Below are 17,307 nucleotides of genomic sequence, written 5' to 3'. Positions count from 1 at the left end.
CCCGGCAGCGGCCTCGCCGGCCTCGCCGAACGCCTCACCGCCGTCGACGGCCTCCTCGCCATCGACTCACCCCACGGCGGCCCCACCACCATCACCGCCGAACTCCCCTGGCGCGACCGCGACGGGACCAGTGGCGGTGTGCGCCCCCGGTGAGCGGGGGCGGGCGGGGGCCGCGGGGTGAGATGCTGAGAGCTGTTGGTTCGACACGGGGAGTGGGCCGGTGCGGGTAGTCATCGCTGAGGACTCGGTGCTGCTGCGGGAGGGTTTGACGCGGCTGCTGCACGACCGGGGCCACGAGGTGGTGGCGGGCGTGGGCGACGCCGAGGCGCTGGTCACCGCCGTGGAGCGGCTGGCGGCGACGGGGAGTCCGCCGGACGTGGTGGTGGCGGACGTGCGGATGCCGCCGACCCACACGGACGAGGGGGTGCGGGCCGCGGTGCGGCTGCGGCAGCGTTTTCCCTCGCTGGGGGTGCTGGTGCTCTCGCAGTACGTGGAGGAGCAGTACGCGACGGAGCTGATCGCCGGCTCCTCGCGGGGCGTCGGCTATCTGCTGAAGGACCGGGTGGCGGACGTCAGCGAGTTCGTGGCGGCGGTCACCAGGGTCGCGGAGGGCGGCACCGCGCTGGACCCGGAGGTGGTCGCGCAGCTGCTCGGCCGCAGCCGCAAGCAGGACGTGCTGGCGGGGTTGACGCCCAGGGAGCGCGAGGTGCTGGGGCTGATGGCCGAGGGCCGCACCAACTCGGCGGTCGCGAAGCAACTCGTGGTGAGCCACGGGGCGGTGGAGAAGCACGTCAGCAACATCTTCATCAAGCTCGGTTTGGCGCAGAGTGACACAGATCACCGCCGTGTTCTGGCGGTCCTGACCTATCTCAACTCCTAGCCCGCTGACACGCTTGAAGGGGGGCGAACGACCGGTACCGCACCGGAAGTTGACTCACAGGACGGGGCGCGCGGGACAACGGGGGAACCGGGGGCGCGCACCGCTCCCGTTCACCGATGGCGACCGCGTGAAGCCGCTGCGTGAGATGGATGGGAAGGCAACCCTTACTCCCCGTACCATGGCCGACAAGAGCCGCCTCGAAGGAGGGCTACAGCAGTGACCACCGAGGTCAACCAGGGGAGCCGGGACCACAAGGACGTGAAGCGTCTGGACCGGGTGATCATCCGGTTCGCGGGGGACTCCGGGGACGGAATGCAGCTGACGGGCGACCGATTCACGTCGGAGACCGCGTCGCTGGGGAACGACCTCTCCACCCTGCCCAACTTCCCCGCCGAGATCCGCGCGCCCGCCGGGACCCTGCCGGGCGTCTCCTCCTTCCAGGTCCACTTCGCCGACCACGACATCCTCACGCCGGGCGACGCCCCGAACGTGCTGGTGGCGATGAACCCGGCGGCGCTCAAGGCCAACGTGGGCGACCTGCCGCGCGGCGCCGAGATCATCGTCAACACGGACGAGTTCTCCTCCCGCGCGCTGGCCAAGGTCGGCTACGCGGAGAACCCGCTGGAGAACGACAGCCTCGACGGCTACCGGGTCCACCGGGTGCCGTTGACGACGCTGACCGTCGAGGCGCTGAAGGCGTACGAACTCACCAGGAAGGAGGCCGGCCGTTCGAAGAACATGTTCGCGCTCGGCCTGCTCTCCTGGATGTACCACCGCCCGACGGAGAACACCGAGGCGTTCCTGCGCGCCAAGTTCGCCAAGCGCCCGGAGATCGCCGAGGCCAACATCACGGCGTTCCGCGCCGGTTGGAACTTCGGCGAGACCACCGAGGACTTCGCCGTCTCCTACGAGGTGGCGCCCGCGGTCTCCGCGTTCCCCGCCGGCACCTACCGGAACATCTCGGGGAACCTGGCGCTGGCCTACGGCCTGGTCGCCGCCGGCCAACTGTCCGAACTGCCGCTCTTCCTCGGCTCCTACCCGATCACCCCGGCCTCCGACGTGCTGCACGAGCTGTCCAAGCACAAGAACTTCGGGGTGCGGACCTTCCAGGCCGAGGACGAGATCGCCGGCATCGGCGCGGCGCTGGGCGCGGCGTTCGGCGGCGCGCTCGGCGTGACGACGACCTCGGGCCCCGGGGTGGCGCTCAAGTCGGAGACCATCGGCCTGGCGGTCTCCCTCGAACTGCCGCTGCTGATCATCGACATCCAGCGCGGCGGCCCCTCCACTGGCCTGCCGACCAAGACCGAGCAGGCCGACCTGCTCCAGGCGATGTACGGGCGCAACGGCGAGGCCCCGGTGCCGATCGTGGCGCCCGCCACCCCCGGCGAGTGCTTCACCGCGACGCTGGAGGCGGTGCGCATCGCGCTGACCTACCGCACGCCGGTCTTCCTGCTCTCCGACGGGTACCTGGCCAACGGCTCCGAGCCGTGGCGCGTCCCCGAGCAGTCCGAACTCCCCGACCTGCGGACGCGGTTCACCACCGCGCCCAACCACACGCTGGCGGACGGCAGCGAGGTGTTCTGGCCGTACAAGCGGGACGAGGAGACGCTGGCCCGCCCCTGGGCGGTGCCCGGCACCCCCGGGCTCGAACACCGCATCGGCGGCATCGAGAAGCAGGACGGCACGGGCAACATCTCCTACGACCCGGCCAACCACGAGCACATGGTGCGCGTGCGGCAGGCCAAGGTCGACGGCGTCACCGTGCCCGACGTCGAGGTGGACGACCCGAGCGGCGAGGCCCGGGTGCTGGTCCTCGGCTGGGGCTCGACCTACGGCCCGATCACGGCCGCCGTCCGGCGGGTCCGCAGGGACGGCGGCAAGGTGGCGCAGACCCATGTCCGCAGCCTCAACCCGCTGCCCGCCAACCTCGGCGAGGTGCTGCGCTCCTACGACCGGGTGCTGCTCCCCGAGATGAACCTCGGCCAGTTGGCCACCATGCTGCGCGCCAGGTACCTGGTCGACGTGCGGTCCCTGACGCAGGTGACCGGACTGCCGTTCAAGGCCGAGCAGCTCGCGTCCGCTTTCAAGGAGGCTCTGGACGATGTCCACTGAGGCGCCCTTCCAGCCCCGCACCCCGTTGGCCCTCATCCCCACCGCCGACAAGCCGCAGACCGCCAAGGACTTCAAGTCCGACCAGGAGGTCCGCTGGTGCCCGGGCTGCGGTGACTACGCCGTGCTGGCGGCCGTCCAGGGCTTCCTCCCCGAGCTGGGCCTGGCCAGGGAGAACATCACGTTCGTCTCCGGCATCGGCTGCTCGTCGCGGTTCCCGTACTACATGAACACCTACGGGATGCACTCCATCCACGGCCGCGCCCCGGCGATCGCCACCGGCCTGGCCGCCGCCCGGCGCGACCTGTCGGTGTGGGTGGTGACCGGCGACGGCGACGCGCTCTCCATCGGCGGCAACCACCTGATCCACGCGCTGCGCCGCAACGTGAACCTGAAGATCCTGCTCTTCAACAACCGCATCTACGGGCTCACCAAGGGCCAGTACTCGCCGACCTCGGAGACCGGGAAGGTCACCAAGTCGACGCCGATGGGCTCGTTGGAGACCCCGTTCAACCCGGTCTCGCTGGCGCTGGGCGCGGAGGCGTCCTTCGTGGCCCGCACGGTCGACTCGGACCGCAAGCACCTCACGGGCGTGCTGCGCGCGGCGGCGGAGCACCACGGCTCGGCGCTGGTGGAGATCTACCAGAACTGCAACATCTTCAACGACGGCGCCTTCGAGGTGCTGAAGGACAAGAAGCAGGCGCAGGAGGCCGTGATCCGCCTCGAACACGGCGAGCCGATCCGCTTCGGCCTGCCGGCCGAGGACGGCCTCGGCGATAAGGGCGTCGTCCGCGACCGGGAGTCCGGCGAGCTGCGGGTGATCGACGTCGCCACCGAGGGCACGGACGACATCCTCGTCCACAACGCCCACGCGGCGACCCCGACGACGGCGTTCGCCCTCTCCCGGCTGGCCGACCCGCAGACGCTGCACCGCACCCCGATCGGCGTGCTGCGCAGCGTTCCCCGGCCGACCTACGAGGACCAGATGGCCGACCAGCTGGAGCACGCGGTGGAACGCCGCGGCAAGGGCGACCTGGCCGCCCTCCTCGCCGGCGGCGACACCTGGACCGTGGCGGGCTGACCAGCACCTTCCGCATATTCGTCAACACGCCGATCCCCCGCCCTCTCGTTCGAGTGGGGGATCGTCGTATGAGGCGAGTAGCCTGAAATCCCCTGCGAGGATCTGGCCATGGGAGCAGTGATGAGTGTTGAGCCCACCCCCACCTACCAGTGGCCACGCCCTCCGCAGGACGGCTATGTCGCGGATGATCTGGACCGGCTGCCGAATCTGCCTCCCCACACGGAGCTGATCGACGGGAGCCTGGTAATCGTGAGTCCGCAGACCCTCTTCCACCTGCTGACGGTCGAGCTGCTGACCGGCCAACTGGCGCGGGCCACGCCCCCGGAGCTGCGTGCCTTCCGGGAGATGACGGTCACGCTGGGGGCCAAGGACAGGCCCGAGCCGGACGTGATGGTGTTGCGTGCCGAGGGGGTCTCCGGGCTGAGCCAGACGTCGTTCGCGCCCGAGCATGTCGTGCTCGCCGTCGAGGTGGTCTCCACCGAGTCGCGGGCGCGGGACCGGGAGGCCAAGCCGCGCAAGTACGCGGCGGCCGGCATCCCGCACTTCTGGCGCGTGGAGCCGGAGAACGACCGCCCCGTCGTCTTCGTCCACGAACTGGAGCCCGCGACCGGCACCTACGTCCCGACCGGCATCCACCGCGAACAGCTCAAGCTCACCGTGCCCTTCCCGATCGACATCGACCTCACGCTGCCCGCATAGGTTCACCACTCGGGACGGGAATGACCGCGCCGCTCATCGACGCTACTGTCGGTGGTGGCTCTGGTCTGGACTCTCTCGAAGGCGGTCGGCAATGGCAACGGCGACGACCAGTAGGTCGGGGTTGGCGTTCGGGCTCTCGTCGTTCGGGGTCTGGGGGCTGATGCCGCTCTACTGGGAGCTGCTCGACGGCATCGCTCCCGCGCAGTTGCTGGCCCACCGGATCGTCTGGTCGCTGCCCACCGCCCTGCTGCTGCTGATCTTCGTCCGCAACTGGTCCTGGATACGCCCGCTGGCGCGGCAGCCGAGGAAGCTGGCGCTCTCCCTCACCTCCGCCACCCTGATCGCCGTCAACTGGTCCGTCTACATCTGGTGCGTCGCCAACGACCGCGTGCTGGAGGCGTCCCTCGGCTACTTCATCAACCCGCTCTTCAGCATCGCCCTCGGCGTGCTGCTGCTGGGCGAGCGGCTGCGCCCGCTCCAGTGGGTGGCCGTCGGCGTCGGCGGCACCGCCGTCGTCGTGATGAGCGTCGCCTACGGGCAGGTGCCCTGGCTGTCGTTGACGCTCTCCGTCAGCTTCGGGACCTACGGCCTGGTGAAGAAGCGGCTCGCGCTGAACGGCCTGGAGGGCTTCAGCGCGGACACCGTCTTCCAGTTCGTGCCGGCCTTCGTCTTCCTGATGGTGGTCGCGGCCAACGGCGAGGGCACGTTCACCACCGGCGGGCCGAGCCAGGCGGCGCTGCTGGTGGTCAGCGGGCTGGCCACCGCGCTGCCGCTGATCTTCTTCGGCGCCGCCGCCGTGCGGCTGCCGCTGTCGACCATCGGGCTGTTGCAGTACATCACCCCGACCACGATGTTCGTGCTGGGCCTGCTCGTCTTCCACGAGGAGATGCCGCCGGAGCGCTGGGTCGGCTTCGGGCTGGTGTGGACGGCCCTGTCGCTGCTGACCTGGGACGCGCTGCGGCAGGCGCGCCGCCGCCACCGCACGATCGCCCGCCACACCCCGGCCGACCCGGCCGAGGTCCCGGTCGACCAGCTCGAAACCGACCAGGGGCCCGCCGGGAAGCCGGGGAGCACCGAGCGGGCCGGCTAGGACCCCGGAACGGGCACCGCAGGGGCGCGGCGAGCGCGAGGCGCGACGCGCGCACGTGAGACGCGCGAACGTGAGGCTTCGAGGAGGCGTGAGGTGGCTGAGCGGACGGTGTCCGAGCGGGACGGGCGAGTCCCGTCCTGGCGGGTGTGGTTGGCGGGGACGTCGGGGCTGCTGTGGGGGTTCGTCCCGTTCGCGCTCGTGCTGAACACGCTGGAGGAGTCGGTCAACACGGTCCAGCCGCCCAACTGGACGGACTGGGGCGCCGGCGTGCTGCTGGTGGCGATCCTCGCCCTGATCACCTTCACGACGGTGGAGCGGAACGTGGGTCTGCCCCCGCGCGGGCGGCGCGGCCCGGTGTGGCGCGGTCATCTCGTCGGCGGCTCGCTCGGCGTACTGGGCGCCTGCGCGCTCCAGTTGGGGAACGACTGGCTGCATCCGAGGATGATGTCCACGGACGACGGGCCGCTGGTCCTCGGCACCCTGGGCGTGGTCGTCGCCTGGGGCCTGTGGCTGGCGAACCAGGCCAGGCCGGGCCCCTGGGTGCCGTGGCTGCGGGGGTTGAAGGCGGAGACCGAGCGGGTCAACCGCTACGGCAGGCGCCCCAGGGAACAGCCCGCCGCCCCGTTCGACGACTCCCCCTCGCCCCGACCGGACGCGACCGACTCCGACCGCCGGTGACCGCTCACGTCAGCGGCGCACGCGGCGAGCCGCCGCGACGCCGAGGGTGCCGGTCACGACGCCGAACGCGATCCAGAACACCGCCTTGCCGCGCGCCCCGTTGACCGATCTCAGCTCGCCGTCGGCGTGCCGGCAGTGGGAGTCGGGCGGGAACCAGCGCGTCTCCGGCTCCATCGAGGGCCAGCACGGAGACGTCTCGGGAAAGAGCACCGGGTGCGCGCTCACCCACAGCCCGACCGACACCAGCACCATCACCGCGCCGGCCACCAGAAACACCGCCGTGAACCAGGCGGGTATCCCGGCCCGGCGCAGAAGGCGCCAGAACGCGAAACAGATCAGGACCACGGACCCCAGCAGCACGCCCAGAGCGGCGAGCGCCAGTGGAATCCTCATACCGGAAGTACATCACCCGTCACCCGGCGGGCCGCCGGCGACCGGCAAGGGGCCGCCTCTCCTCCCCGGAGAACACCGTGGGGGCGGGCCGACCGCCCCCACGGTCCACCCGCCCCCGTCCCCCCGGACGCGTCCCCCGACGCGTCGGCGAATCAGCGCGTCAGCGATCCCGCGCGTCAGCGAATCAGCGCGTCGATCAGCTCGGCCAACTCCGGCAGCTCGCCGGAGACCTCGTCCCTGGTCTCCGCCAACTCCTCGCGCGGCAGCTCGTTCAGCAGCTCCTCGGGAAGCTCGTCCCGCAGCTCGCCCGGGTCGATCTGCGGCAGGTCGCCGGGGACCGCGCCGGGCAGCAGCTCCTCCAGCAGCCCGCCGAACGGCTCGTTCGGGTCGGCCTCCAGCACCTCGGCGCCCTCCGGCGGCGAGAACTCGAACGCGCCGCCCGCCGGCACCGCGAAGTCGACCTGGGAGAACGCGACATCGACGGTCTGCCCGCCGGTCGACTCGGCCCGCGCCGCGAGCGGCACCCCGGTCTCGGCGTCCACCGAGATCCGCGCCGAGGCCAGCGGGATGTTCTCGTCCCTCGGCTCGATCGACAGCTGGTACACGTCGCGCCCGGCGACCCGGCCGGTGCCGTCCATCGCGATCTCCGCGTCCCGGTCCGCCTCGGCCAGCAGCCGCTCGGCGGCCTCCTGCGGGGTGAGGTCGCCCATCCACGCCTCGGTCTCGCCCTCGTCGGAGGTCTGCCCCTCGACATCGGCGAGATCGGCGCGGAAGACCACGTTCTCCGTGCTGTCGTACGCCCAGAGCTGGTCGCCGTTGTGGATCACCGCGAACTCGTCGGGGCCGTCCACCAGGGCCAGGCGCTGCCGGTCGGGGCCGTCCATCGCGACCCGCAGGGTACTCTCGCCCGCGGCCAGCGAGGCCAGCCGGCCGGCCGGGCCGTCCAGGCCGCCCAGCACGCCCTCGGCGAGGCCGCCCATGTCCGGGACACCCAGGTCGCTCTCCACCCGCACCGTGCCGGAGAGCTGCGCCGTGTCGGACTCGGCGACCAGCACCACCAGCTCCTCGGCGGTCATCTCCGGCAGGTCGGGGCTGCCGTCGCTGGCGAGCGCGGGCCAGACACCCACGCCGATCGCCGCGACCCCGGCCAGGACGGCGACGGGAAGCCCCGCCCTCCTGATGTTCTCCTGCATGGCCATCGGATGCCCCTCCACTCGCCCTTGCTGGCTGTCTCCATTGCAACAGCTCGACGGCGCCGGGGCATCCGCCCGTGGGCGGCATCCCGCGTACGACCAGAGGACGACCGGACCGGCCTTCGGTCCGCCCCTTCCCTAGGGGAAGAACGACCGGATCTCAGGGACCGGCCTCAGGGGTCGGCCCCTCGGTGAGGCCGCACACGAAGGCGGCGGCCACTCTCCGTGCTTCAGTGCGTACGGTCGGAGACCGAGGTGCACAGGTCCAGAAGCGCGGCCTTGGCCGGCGCCTCAGGAAGCGGCTCCAGCGTCTGCCCCGCGCGCTCCGCGAAGGCCCGGGCGTCCGCCCTGGCAAGGTCCAGCGCCCGATGGCCGCGCAGCCCGGCCAGCGCCTCGGCCAGCCGCCCGTCGTCGGTCAGGTCCCCGTCCAGCAGCGCGACCAGCTCGCGGTCGGCCGCCGCCCCTTCCCGTTCGGCCAACTCCCGCAGCCGCAGCACCGGCAGCGTCGCCACGCCCTCCCGCAGGTCGGTCCCCGGGGTCTTGCCCGACTCCGTACCGTCACTGGCGATGTCCAGCACGTCATCGGCCAGCTGGAACGCGACGCCGATCAGCTCCCCGTACCGCGCCAGCAGCTCGATCGTCGCCTCCGGCGCGCCCGCCATCAGCGCGCCCATGCGCCCCGCGACGGCGATCAGCGAGCCGGTCTTGCCCGCGACGACCTCCAGGTGGTGGGCGATCGGGTCCTGCCCGGGCGGCGGCCCCTGGGTCTCCTGGATCTGCCCGGTGACCAGCCGCTCGAACGCCTCGGCCTGCACCCGCACCGCGGGCGCGCCCAGTTCGGCGACTATCGTCGAGGCGCGGGAGAAGAGGAAGTCCCCGGTGAGCACGGCGACCGAGTTGTCCCAGCGGGCGTTGACGCTCGGCACCCCGCGCCTGACCTCGGCCTCGTCCATGATGTCGTCGTGGTAGAGCGTGGCCAGATGGGTCAACTCCACCACCACGGCCGAGGGCACGACACCGGGGGCGTGGGCGTCCCCGAAGCGCGCGGCCAACAGCAGCAACAGCGGCCGGAACCGCTTCCCCCCGGCCCGAACGAGGTGCTGGGCGGCCTCCGTTATCAAGGGGACGTCACTCTTGGTCGCTTCGACCAGCCCCGCCTCGACGGCGGAAAGCCCCGCCTGGACCTCGGCCTCCAGGGCCGGGTCCCGCACGCTCACCCCGAAGGGCCCCATGACGGTCACGAGCGCTCTCCCCTGATCTTTCGATGGGTTGTTCCAGGCAGCGTATCCGGTCGCAAGTCGATCACTTCGAGGACGTACCGCTGGTGCGCGCCGGCGACACCCCTAAAATGTGGCCATGTCGTCCGACCCGGTGTTGTTTGGTATCGACAACCTTCCCTACGGCGTTTTCAGCCCCCGCGACGAGCCCGCGGCCCGGCGGATCGGGGTACGCCTCGGTGACCGGGTGCTGGACGCCGGGGCCGCCGCGCGCGCCCTCGGTTCCGCGCATGTCGCGCTGTGGACGGCGCCCTCCCTCGACCCGCTGCTTGCCGCCGGCCGGCAGGTCTGGGCGGCGGTGCGCGCCGAGGCGCGGTCCTGGCTCGGCGACGCGTCGCACCGGGAGGCCGTGGCGCCGCTGCTGCGCCCGTTGGACGAGGTGTCGCTCCATCTGCCGTTCACCGTCGCCGACTACGTCGACTTCTACTCCAGCGAGCACCACGCGCAGAACGTCGGCGAGATCTTCCGCCCGGGTGGCGACGCGCTGACGCCCAACTGGAAGCACATGCCGATCGGTTACCACGGCCGGGCCGGCTCGGTCCGGGTCTCTGGAGAGCCCGTGGTGCGCCCGCTGGGGCAGCGCCGGCCGGCGGACGGCGCTGCGACGCCCGGGTTCGGGCCCTCGGTGCGGCTGGACATCGAGGCCGAGGTCGGCTTCGTGGTGGGCACGCCGTCGACGCCGGGCCGGCCGGTGCCGCCGGCCGCGCTGCGCGAGCACGTCTTCGGGGTGTGCCTGCTCAACGACTGGTCGGCCCGGGACATCCAGGCGTGGGAGTACGTGCCGCTCGGCCCGTTCCTCGGGAAGTCGTTCGCGACCTCGATCTCCGCCTGGATCACGCCACTTGACGCCCTGGACGCGGCCTGGACCGCGCCGCCGGCGCGGGACGTGCCGCCGCTGCCGTACCTCGACGACACGGCCGGCGGGCCGGGCGGGCTCGACCTGCGGCTGACCGTGCTGCTCAACGGCGAGCCGGTGTCCCACCCGCCGTTCGCCACCATGTACTGGACGCCGGCGCAGCAGTTGGCGCACCTGACGGTCAACGGCGCGCACCTGCGGACCGGGGACCTCTTCGCCTCCGGAACGGTCTCGGGCCCCGAGGAGGGCGAGCGTGGAAGCCTGCTGGAACTGACGTGGAACGGCGAGCGCCCGCTGCGGCTGGCGGACGGGGAGCGGGCGTTCCTCGCCGACGGCGACCGGGTCACGCTCACCGCGTGGGCGCCGGGCCCGGACGGCGGACGCGTCGGCCTCGGCGAGGTCAGCGGCACGGTGGAGTCGGCCCCCGAGGCCGCGGAGGGGGCCTGAGCCGCCGCTGAGGGTCGGCGGGGCGCCGGGCGACCCCCGGTCGGCGCGGGTTCGCGTTCGTCCGAGGTCGGCCTCGGGGCGACGCTGGCTCGATAGCGGGGCGGTACCGGGGAGTACGCGCGGTGGGTATGTGCGCGACCCGTGCACAACATTGCAGCGGAGCGCCGTCCATGAAATAGGACCGTAACAGTGGTCAATTCCCCTCTAATGCAGCGCTAGTGTTCGCCGGGAACACGCTCGACTTCGAGGGGAATCACATGCGTAGGTCCATACGTCTCGCCGTCCCCGCCGCCGCGGCGGCGGCCATGCTGGCGCTCAGCGCCTGCGGCAGCGACGACGACGAGGACGGCGGGGACGGCGGCTCGCTGGGTATCGGCGAGCAGGAGGAGGGCGAAGCCAACGCCGAGGGTGACTCCGACGGCGAGGGCGGCGACTCCGGGGGCGACGGCGGCGGCGAGGCCCCGACGGCCGAGCAGCTGGAGGGCGCCTGGGCCACCGGGCTGAGCGACGACGAGTCGGTCATGACCTTCAGCTCCAGCACCGTCACCTTCTCCGAGTCCACCGACCTGTCGGCGGGCGGCGCCGCCTGCTTCGGCACCCTCTCCGGCGACTCGATCCAGCTGGAGTGCGACAGCGGCACCGACTGGAACGAGGCCACGCTCGCGCTCAACGGCGAGCAGCTGAACGTCAACTGGGCCTCGGGCACCACCCAGACCTACCAGTCCCTCAGCAGCATGCCGGGGATGGAGGACATCCCCGACATGGGTGACATGCCGGGGATGGAGGACCTGGAAGGGGACCTCGCCGAGCTGGAGGACATGCAGCAGGAGCTGGAGGACCTCGGCTACTGAGCCGGATCCGGATCCGAGGCCGGGCCGCCGCAGGCGGCCCCGGAGGCAGCCTCGACGCCCCCGCCCCCGCGCCCACCCCGCACGGTGCACTGCCCGTGCCGGGTCCGGGACGCGGGGGCGTCCGCGTGCACGGCCCTTCGGCCGTGGCGAAGCGGGGACGACAACCGTCCCACCAGACCAGGTGAATAGTCGACCGCACCCCGGTAGCCACTTATCCGCGCAGTTCCTCGCGCCCCTCCACGCCGCTGGGCGGCTTGGGGGCGCGAGGAACTGCGCGCATGCTCCGCGACGAGCCGCAGACGACAACCACCCCAACCCACCAGGCCAGTAGTCGCCCACCCCGACAACAGAAACCCCGCGCTCCCCGGCACGCCAGCAGGCGTCCCAGGGGCGCGGGGAACTGCGCGCATGCTCCGCGACGAGCCGCAGACGACAACCACCCCAACCCACCAGGCCAGTTGTCGCCCGCACCCCGGCGGCAAATTGCTCGCGCAGCTCCCCGCGCCCCCCCGGGCCGGTGGCGGCTTTGGGGGCGCGAGGAACTGCGCGCATGCTCCGCGACGAGCCGCAGACGACAACCACCCCAACCCACCAGGCCAGTTGTCGCCCGCCCAAGCCAAGCGCAGCGCTCAGTGCACGAACACCCCGGCCTGGCCCGCCAGGTCGAGGAAGAACTGCGGCGCCACGCCCAGCACGATCGTGACGACCGCGGCCAGCCCGACCACCGTGCTGGTCAGCGGGCTGGGGATCACCACGGACGGGCCGTCCGCCTTCGGCTCGCTGAAGAACATCAGCACGATGACCCGGATGTAGAAGAACGCCGCGATCGCCGACGCCAGCACGCCGACCACGACCAGCCCCATCGCGCCCGCGTCGGCCGCCGCCCGGAAGACCGCGAACTTGCCGGCGAAGCCGGACGTCAGCGGAATACCGGCGAAGGCCAGCAGGAACAGCGCGAACACCGACGCCAGCAGCGGCGAACGCCGCCCCAGCCCCGCCCACTTGGAGAGGTGGGTGGCCTCGCCGCCGGAGTCCCGCACCAGCGTGACCACGGCGAACGCGCCCAGCGTGACGAACGAGTAGGCGCCAAGGTAGAAGAGGACCGAGGAGACCCCGTCCTCCGTCACCGACACCACGCCGGCCAGGATGAACCCGGCGTGCGCGATGGAGGAGTACGCCAGCAGCCGCTTCACGTCGGTCTGGGTGATGGCGATGACCGCGCCGCCCACCATGGAGGCGATGGTGACGCCCCACAGCACCGGCTCCCAGTCCCAACGCAGCCCCGGCAGCACCACGTACAGCAGCCGCAGCAGCGCGCCGAACGCGGCGACCTTGGTGGCCGCCGCCATGAAGCCGGTGACCGGCGTCGGGGCGCCCTGGTAGACGTCGGGCGTCCACATGTGGAACGGCACCGCGCCGACCTTGAAGAGCAGGCCCATGATCAGCATGGCGCCGCCGATCAGCAGCAGCGCGTCGTTGCCCATGGTGCCGGCGAGGCCCGGCTCGATGGCACCCGGCTCGCCGCTGACCACGTCGGCGATGCCGGCGTAGGAGACGGTGCCCGCGTAGCCGTAGAGCAGCGCCACGCCGAAGAGCAGGAACGCCGAGGCGAACGCGCCCAGCAGGAAGTACTTGACGGCCGCCTCCTGGGAGAGCAGCCGCCGCCTGCGGGCCAGCGCGCACAGCAGGTAGAGCGGAAGCGACAGCACCTCAAGGGCGATGAAGAGCACCAGCAGGTCGTTGGCCGCGGGGAAGAGCAGCATCCCGCCGACCGCGAAGAGCAGCAGCGGGAAGATCTCCGTCGTCGTCCAGCCCGCCTTCTCCGCCTCGCGCTCCGCGGGGCCGCCCGGCACGGCGGCGGGGGCCGCCGCGAACGAGTCGACGGAGGCGCCGTGCAGCGCCGGCTCCAACCGCCGTTCGGCGAAGAGGAGAACGGAGACGAGCCCCACGAGGCAGAGCACGCCCTGAAGGAAGAGCGCCGGTCCGTCGACCGCCAACGCCCCCATGCCGGCGACCTGCGACTCGTCGGTGCCGTGCCCGGAGGCGGCCAGCCCGACGACGGCGGCGAACGCGCCCGCCAGGGCCAGCGTGGAGACGGCCACTTCGGCGTAGTACCGCTGCTTACGCGGCAGGAACGCCTCGATCAGCACGCCAAGGATGGCGGCGCCGAACACGATCAGGCTCGGCGAGAGCGCGACCCATTCGATGTCCGGGGCCTGCAAGTCATTCACGGTGCGGCCTCCACTGCGGGCGTCTCAGGTTCGGGGTCCGTCTTCTGCACGTCGGAGAGCGTGTGCTCGACCGCCGGGTTGACGATGTCGGTCAGCGGCTTCGGGTAGACGCCCAGGAAGATCAGCAACGCGATCAGCGGGGCGACCACCGCCAGCTCCCTGACCTTCAGGTCGGGCAGCTTCTCCAGGCCGGGCTTGAGCGGCCCGGTCATGGTGCGCTGGTAGAGGATCAGCACGTACAGCGCGGCCAGCACGATGCCGGCGCAGGCCACGATCCCGGCCGCCTTGTAGCGGCTGAACGTGCCGACCAGCACCAGGAACTCGCTGACGAACGGGCCGAGCCCCGGCAGCGACAGGGTGGCGAGGCCACCGATCAGGAAGGTTCCCGCCAGCACCGGCGCCGTCTTCTGCACCCCGCCGTAGTCGCTGATCAGACGCGAGCCGCGGCGGGCGATCAGGAACCCGGCGACCAGCAGCAACGCGGCCGTGGCCACGCCGTGGTTGATCATGTAGAGCGTCGCGCCGCCCTGGCCCTGGCTGGTCATCGCGAAGATGCCCAGCACGATGAAGCCGAAGTGGCTGATGGACGCGTAGGCGATCAGCCGCTTCATGTCCCGCTGGCCGAGCGCCAGCAGCGCGCCGTAGATGATGCTGACCAGCGCGAGGGTGATCACCACGGGGGTGGCCCAGTCGCTGGCCTCGGGGAAGAGCCCCAGGCAGAAGCGGAGCATCGCGAAGGTGCCGACCTTGTCGACCACCGCGGTGATCAGCACGGCGACCGGCGCCGTGGACTCGCCCATCGCGTTGGGCAGCCAGGTGTGCAGCGGCCACAGCGGCGCCTTGATGGCGAACGCGACGAAGAAGCCGAGGAACAGCCAGCGCTCGGTGCCGGTACCGAAGTCCAGCTCGCCGGCGGCCCGCGCGTCCAGGATGGCCTGCAACGAGAAGGTGCCCTCGGGCAGCTGGTCGGCCGTGGCGACATACAGCCCGATCACGGCGGCCAGCATGACCAGGCCGCCGACCAGGTTGTACAGCAGGAACTTGACGGCCGCGTAGGAACGCTGCCTGGCCTGCCCCTCCTCGCTGTCCTGCTCCCCCGCGCGGTCCCCGAAGCCCCCGATGAGGAAGTACATCGGGATCAGCATCGCTTCGAAGAAGATGTAGAAGAGGAAGATGTCGGTCGCGGCGAACGACAGGATCACCATCGCCTCGACCATCAGGATCAGCGCGAAGAAGCCCTGGGTGGGCCGCCACCGCCGGGTCGCCGGCGCCTCGTCTCCCTTGGGGTCGGCGTCGTTCCAGCCGGCGCCGATCAGGAACGGGATCAGCAGCGCCGTCAGCGCGATCATCGCCACGCCGATGCCGTCGACGCCCAGCTCGTAGCGGACGCCGAAGTCCGCGATCCACGACCTGGACTCCGTCAGCTGGAAGCGGTCGGCTCCCTCGCCCGTGTCGAAGCGCAGCAGCACGGCCGCCGCGAGGACGACCGTCGCCAACGAGAAGAGCAGCGCCAGCCACTTGGCCGCGGTGCGTCGCGCCGCCGGCACCGCGGCCGTGACGACGGCTCCGACCGCGGGCGTCAGGGCCGTGGCCGTCAGCAGGGGAAATGACATGTCAGACCGCCCTCATCAGCAGGGTCGCGGCGACCAGCACAGCCGCACCGCCGAACATCGAGACCGCGTAGGTGCGGGCGAACCCGTTCTGCACCCGCCGCAGCCGGCCGGACAGCCCGCCGAAGGAGGCAGCCGTGCCGTTCACCACGCCGTCCACCAGCTTGTGGTCGAGGTAGACCAGGCCGCGGGTGAGGTAGTTGCCGGGACGCACCAGCACCGCGTGGTTGAAGTCGTCCTGGAGCAGGTCGCGTCGGGCCGCGCGGGTGATCCAGCGCCCGCTGGGCGCCACCGCCTCGACCGGCCGGCGGCCGTACTGCCACCAGGCGCCCGCGACGCCCAGCAGCATCACGCCGGTCGCGGCCAGCGCGACCGTGCCGTGGCTGACCGGCGAGTCGCCGTGGCCGAGCCCCGTGACCGGCTCCAACCAGTGGACGAACGCCTCGCCCTGGTCGAAGAAGAACCCGGCACCGACCGAGCCCACCGCCAGCACCATCATCGGGATGGTCATGGACAGCGGGGACTCGTGCGGGTGCGGCTCGTGGCCCTGCGCGTCCGGCTGCCAGCGCTTCTCGCCGAAGAACGTCAGCAGCATGATCCGCGTCATGTAGTACGCGGTGAGCGCCGCGCCGAGCAGCATCACGCCGCCGAGGATCCAGCCCTCGGCGCCGCCCTTGCTGAACCCGGCGTAGATGATCTCGTCCTTCGAGAAGTAGCCGGAGAGGTAGGGGAAGCCGATGATCGCCAGGTAGGCGAGGCCGAACGTGACGAACGTGATCGGCATGTACTTCCGCAGGCCGCCGTAGCGGCGCATGTCCACCTCGTCGTTCATGCCGTGCATCACCGAGCCGGCGCCGAGGAAGAGCCCCGCCTTGAAGAAGCCGTGGGTGACCAGGTGCATGATCGCGAAGACGTAGCCGACCGGGCCCAGCCCGGTGGCCAGCATCATGTAGCCGATCTGCGACATCGTCGAGCCGGCCAGCGCCTTCTTGATGTCGTCCTTCGCGCAACCGACGATCGCACCGAAGAGCAGCGTCACCGCGCCGACCACGATCACCACGGTCTGCGCGTCCGGCGCCCCGTTGAAGATCGCGCCCGAGCGGGTGATCAGGTACACGCCGGCGGTCACCATCGTGGCCGCGTGGATCAGGGCCGAGACCGGGGTCGGGCCCTCCATCGCGTCACCCAGCCAGGACTGGAGCGGCACCTGCGCCGACTTGCCGCACGCGGCGAGCAGCAGCATCAGGCCGATCGCGGTGAGCGTGCCCTCGCCCGTCTCGTTGGCGCCGGCCAGCACCGGCTCGAAGGCGAAGCTGCCGAACGTGGTGAACATCAGCATCACCGCGATGGCCAGGCCGACGTCGCCGACCCGGTTGACCACGAACGCCTTCTTCGCCGCCGTGGCGGCGCTCGGCTTGTGCTGCCAGAAGCCGATCAGCAGGAACGAGGCGAGGCCCACGCCCTCCCAGCCCACGTACAGCAGGAGGTAGTTGTCCGCCAGCACCAGCAGCAGCATCGCCGCGAGGAAGAGGTTGAGATAGGCGAAGAACCGCCGCCGCCTCGGGTCGTGCTCCATGTAGCCGATCGAGTAGAGGTGGATCAGCGTGCCCACGCTCGTGATCAGCAACACGAAGGTCATCGACAGCTGGTCCAGCCGGAACGCGACATCCGCCTGGAAGTCGGCCACCGGGATCCAGCTGAAGAGGTGCTGGTGCAGGGCGCGGTCCTCGCCTTCGCGGCCCAGCATGTCGAAGAAGAGCGTGGCGGCCAGCACCAGGGAGACGGCGGCCAGCGCCGTCGCCACCCAGTGGCCGACCCTCTCCAGGAAACGCCCGCCCACCAGCAGCACGGCGGCGCCGAGCAGCGGCGCGCCGACGAGCAGTCCGATCATTGACTCCACTGGTACCTGTCC

Annotated in this window: 14 protein-coding genes and 1 pseudogene; 9 read left to right on the top strand and 6 right to left on the bottom strand. The window is 71.5% G+C overall.

Annotation, left to right across the window (positions count from 1 at the left end):
- The 7 genes and pseudogenes from FH715_RS29015 to FH715_RS18400 all read left to right on the top strand — a co-directional run.
- Window positions 1-153, top strand: a pseudogene (locus FH715_RS29015) (sensor histidine kinase); the annotation flags it as partial.
- A 67-nt stretch (window positions 154-220) separates the two neighbouring features.
- On the top strand, window positions 221-880 hold the full coding sequence (locus tag FH715_RS18425; protein ID WP_139646672.1) for a response regulator transcription factor: 660 nt from the start codon (window positions 221-223) through the stop codon (window positions 878-880).
- A 216-nt stretch (window positions 881-1,096) separates the two neighbouring features.
- Window positions 1,097-2,992: a 2-oxoacid:acceptor oxidoreductase subunit alpha gene (locus tag FH715_RS18420; protein WP_139646670.1), complete on the top strand. Its 1,896-nt coding sequence runs from the start codon at window positions 1,097-1,099 to the stop codon at window positions 2,990-2,992.
- Entirely contained in the window at window positions 2,982-4,070 is a 1,089-nt protein-coding gene (locus FH715_RS18415) for a 2-oxoacid:ferredoxin oxidoreductase subunit beta (RefSeq protein WP_139646668.1), read from the top strand. Before FH715_RS18420 ends, FH715_RS18415 begins: the two co-directional genes overlap by 11 nt.
- 120 nt (window positions 4,071-4,190) lie before the next feature.
- The gene (locus FH715_RS18410; RefSeq protein WP_139646667.1) at window positions 4,191-4,769 is read left to right on the top strand and encodes a Uma2 family endonuclease; all 579 of its coding nucleotides are present in this window, start codon (window positions 4,191-4,193) and stop codon (window positions 4,767-4,769) included.
- A 91-nt stretch (window positions 4,770-4,860) separates the two neighbouring features.
- Window positions 4,861-5,859, top strand: a complete 999-nt coding sequence (gene rarD, locus FH715_RS18405) for an EamA family transporter RarD (RefSeq protein ID WP_139646664.1) — start codon at window positions 4,861-4,863, stop codon at window positions 5,857-5,859.
- 93 nt (window positions 5,860-5,952) lie between these two features.
- Window positions 5,953-6,537: a hypothetical protein gene (locus tag FH715_RS18400; RefSeq protein ID WP_139646662.1), complete on the top strand. Its 585-nt coding sequence runs from the start codon at window positions 5,953-5,955 to the stop codon at window positions 6,535-6,537.
- Between the two features lie 9 nt (window positions 6,538-6,546).
- Here the strand turns inward: FH715_RS18400 and FH715_RS18395 are convergent, their stop codons facing one another.
- The 3 genes from FH715_RS18395 to FH715_RS18385 all read right to left on the bottom strand — a co-directional run bounded on the left by FH715_RS18395 (window position 6,547) and on the right by FH715_RS18385 (window position 9,364).
- Window positions 6,547-6,930, bottom strand: a complete 384-nt coding sequence (locus FH715_RS18395; RefSeq protein WP_097233134.1) for a hypothetical protein — start codon at window positions 6,928-6,930, stop codon at window positions 6,547-6,549.
- Between the two features lie 176 nt (window positions 6,931-7,106).
- The gene (locus FH715_RS18390; RefSeq protein ID WP_139646660.1) at window positions 7,107-8,129 is read right to left on the bottom strand and encodes a LolA family protein; all 1,023 of its coding nucleotides are present in this window, start codon (window positions 8,127-8,129) and stop codon (window positions 7,107-7,109) included.
- Between the two features lie 224 nt (window positions 8,130-8,353).
- A complete protein-coding gene (locus FH715_RS18385) occupies window positions 8,354-9,364 on the bottom strand; it encodes a polyprenyl synthetase family protein (RefSeq protein WP_139646658.1) in 1,011 nt (336 codons plus the stop codon).
- Between the two features lie 115 nt (window positions 9,365-9,479).
- Between FH715_RS18385 and fahA the strand changes: the two genes are divergently transcribed.
- Complete coding sequence (gene fahA, locus FH715_RS18380; RefSeq protein ID WP_139646656.1) at window positions 9,480-10,703, top strand: fumarylacetoacetase; 1,224 nt, start codon at window positions 9,480-9,482, stop codon at window positions 10,701-10,703.
- Between the two features lie 257 nt (window positions 10,704-10,960).
- Window positions 10,961-11,554, top strand: coding sequence for a hypothetical protein (locus FH715_RS18375; protein WP_139646654.1), 594 nt, complete (start codon window positions 10,961-10,963; stop codon window positions 11,552-11,554).
- Between the two features lie 629 nt (window positions 11,555-12,183).
- Here the strand turns inward: FH715_RS18375 and nuoN are convergent.
- From nuoN to nuoL, 3 genes are read right to left on the bottom strand one after another with little or no spacing between them, the layout of a single operon-like run.
- Entirely contained in the window at window positions 12,184-13,785 is a 1,602-nt protein-coding gene (gene nuoN / locus FH715_RS18370; protein WP_139646652.1) for an NADH-quinone oxidoreductase subunit NuoN, read from the bottom strand.
- Window positions 13,782-15,398 (bottom strand): NADH-quinone oxidoreductase subunit M, encoded by a 1,617-nt coding sequence (locus FH715_RS18365; protein ID WP_139646650.1) that lies wholly within the window; start codon window positions 15,396-15,398, stop codon window positions 13,782-13,784. The genes nuoN and FH715_RS18365 overlap by 4 nt, the downstream gene beginning before the upstream one ends.
- 1 nt (window position 15,399) lies before the next feature.
- Window positions 15,400-17,295 (bottom strand): NADH-quinone oxidoreductase subunit L, encoded by a 1,896-nt coding sequence (gene nuoL / locus FH715_RS18360; RefSeq protein WP_139646648.1) that lies wholly within the window; start codon window positions 17,293-17,295, stop codon window positions 15,400-15,402.
- Window positions 17,296-17,307: the final 12 nt, after the last annotated feature.

It is taken from the genome of Streptomyces sedi (assembly GCF_006335015.1).
GTDB classification, from domain to species: domain Bacteria; phylum Actinomycetota; class Actinomycetes; order Streptomycetales; family Streptomycetaceae; genus Streptomyces; species Streptomyces sedi.
This window is presented reverse-complemented; position numbering and strand designations above follow the sequence as displayed.

Bases quoted from the DNA above. Each gene is read 5' to 3' on its own strand.
- FH715_RS18415 (WP_139646668.1), top strand. From the start codon at position 2,982: ATGTCCACTGAGGCGCCCTTCCAGCCCCGCACCCCGTTGGCCCTCATC.
- FH715_RS18410 (WP_139646667.1), top strand. From the start codon at position 4,191: ATGAGTGTTGAGCCCACCCCCACCTACCAGTGGCCACGCCCTCCGCAG.
- rarD (WP_139646664.1), top strand. From the start codon at position 4,861: ATGGCAACGGCGACGACCAGTAGGTCGGGGTTGGCGTTCGGGCTCTCG.
- FH715_RS18395 (WP_097233134.1), bottom strand. From the start codon at position 6,930: ATGAGGATTCCACTGGCGCTCGCCGCTCTGGGCGTGCTGCTGGGGTCC.
- FH715_RS18390 (WP_139646660.1), bottom strand. From the start codon at position 8,129: ATGGCCATGCAGGAGAACATCAGGAGGGCGGGGCTTCCCGTCGCCGTC.
- fahA (WP_139646656.1), top strand. From the start codon at position 9,480: ATGTCGTCCGACCCGGTGTTGTTTGGTATCGACAACCTTCCCTACGGC.
- FH715_RS18375 (WP_139646654.1), top strand. From the start codon at position 10,961: ATGCGTAGGTCCATACGTCTCGCCGTCCCCGCCGCCGCGGCGGCGGCC.
- FH715_RS18365 (WP_139646650.1), bottom strand. From the start codon at position 15,398: ATGTCATTTCCCCTGCTGACGGCCACGGCCCTGACGCCCGCGGTCGGA.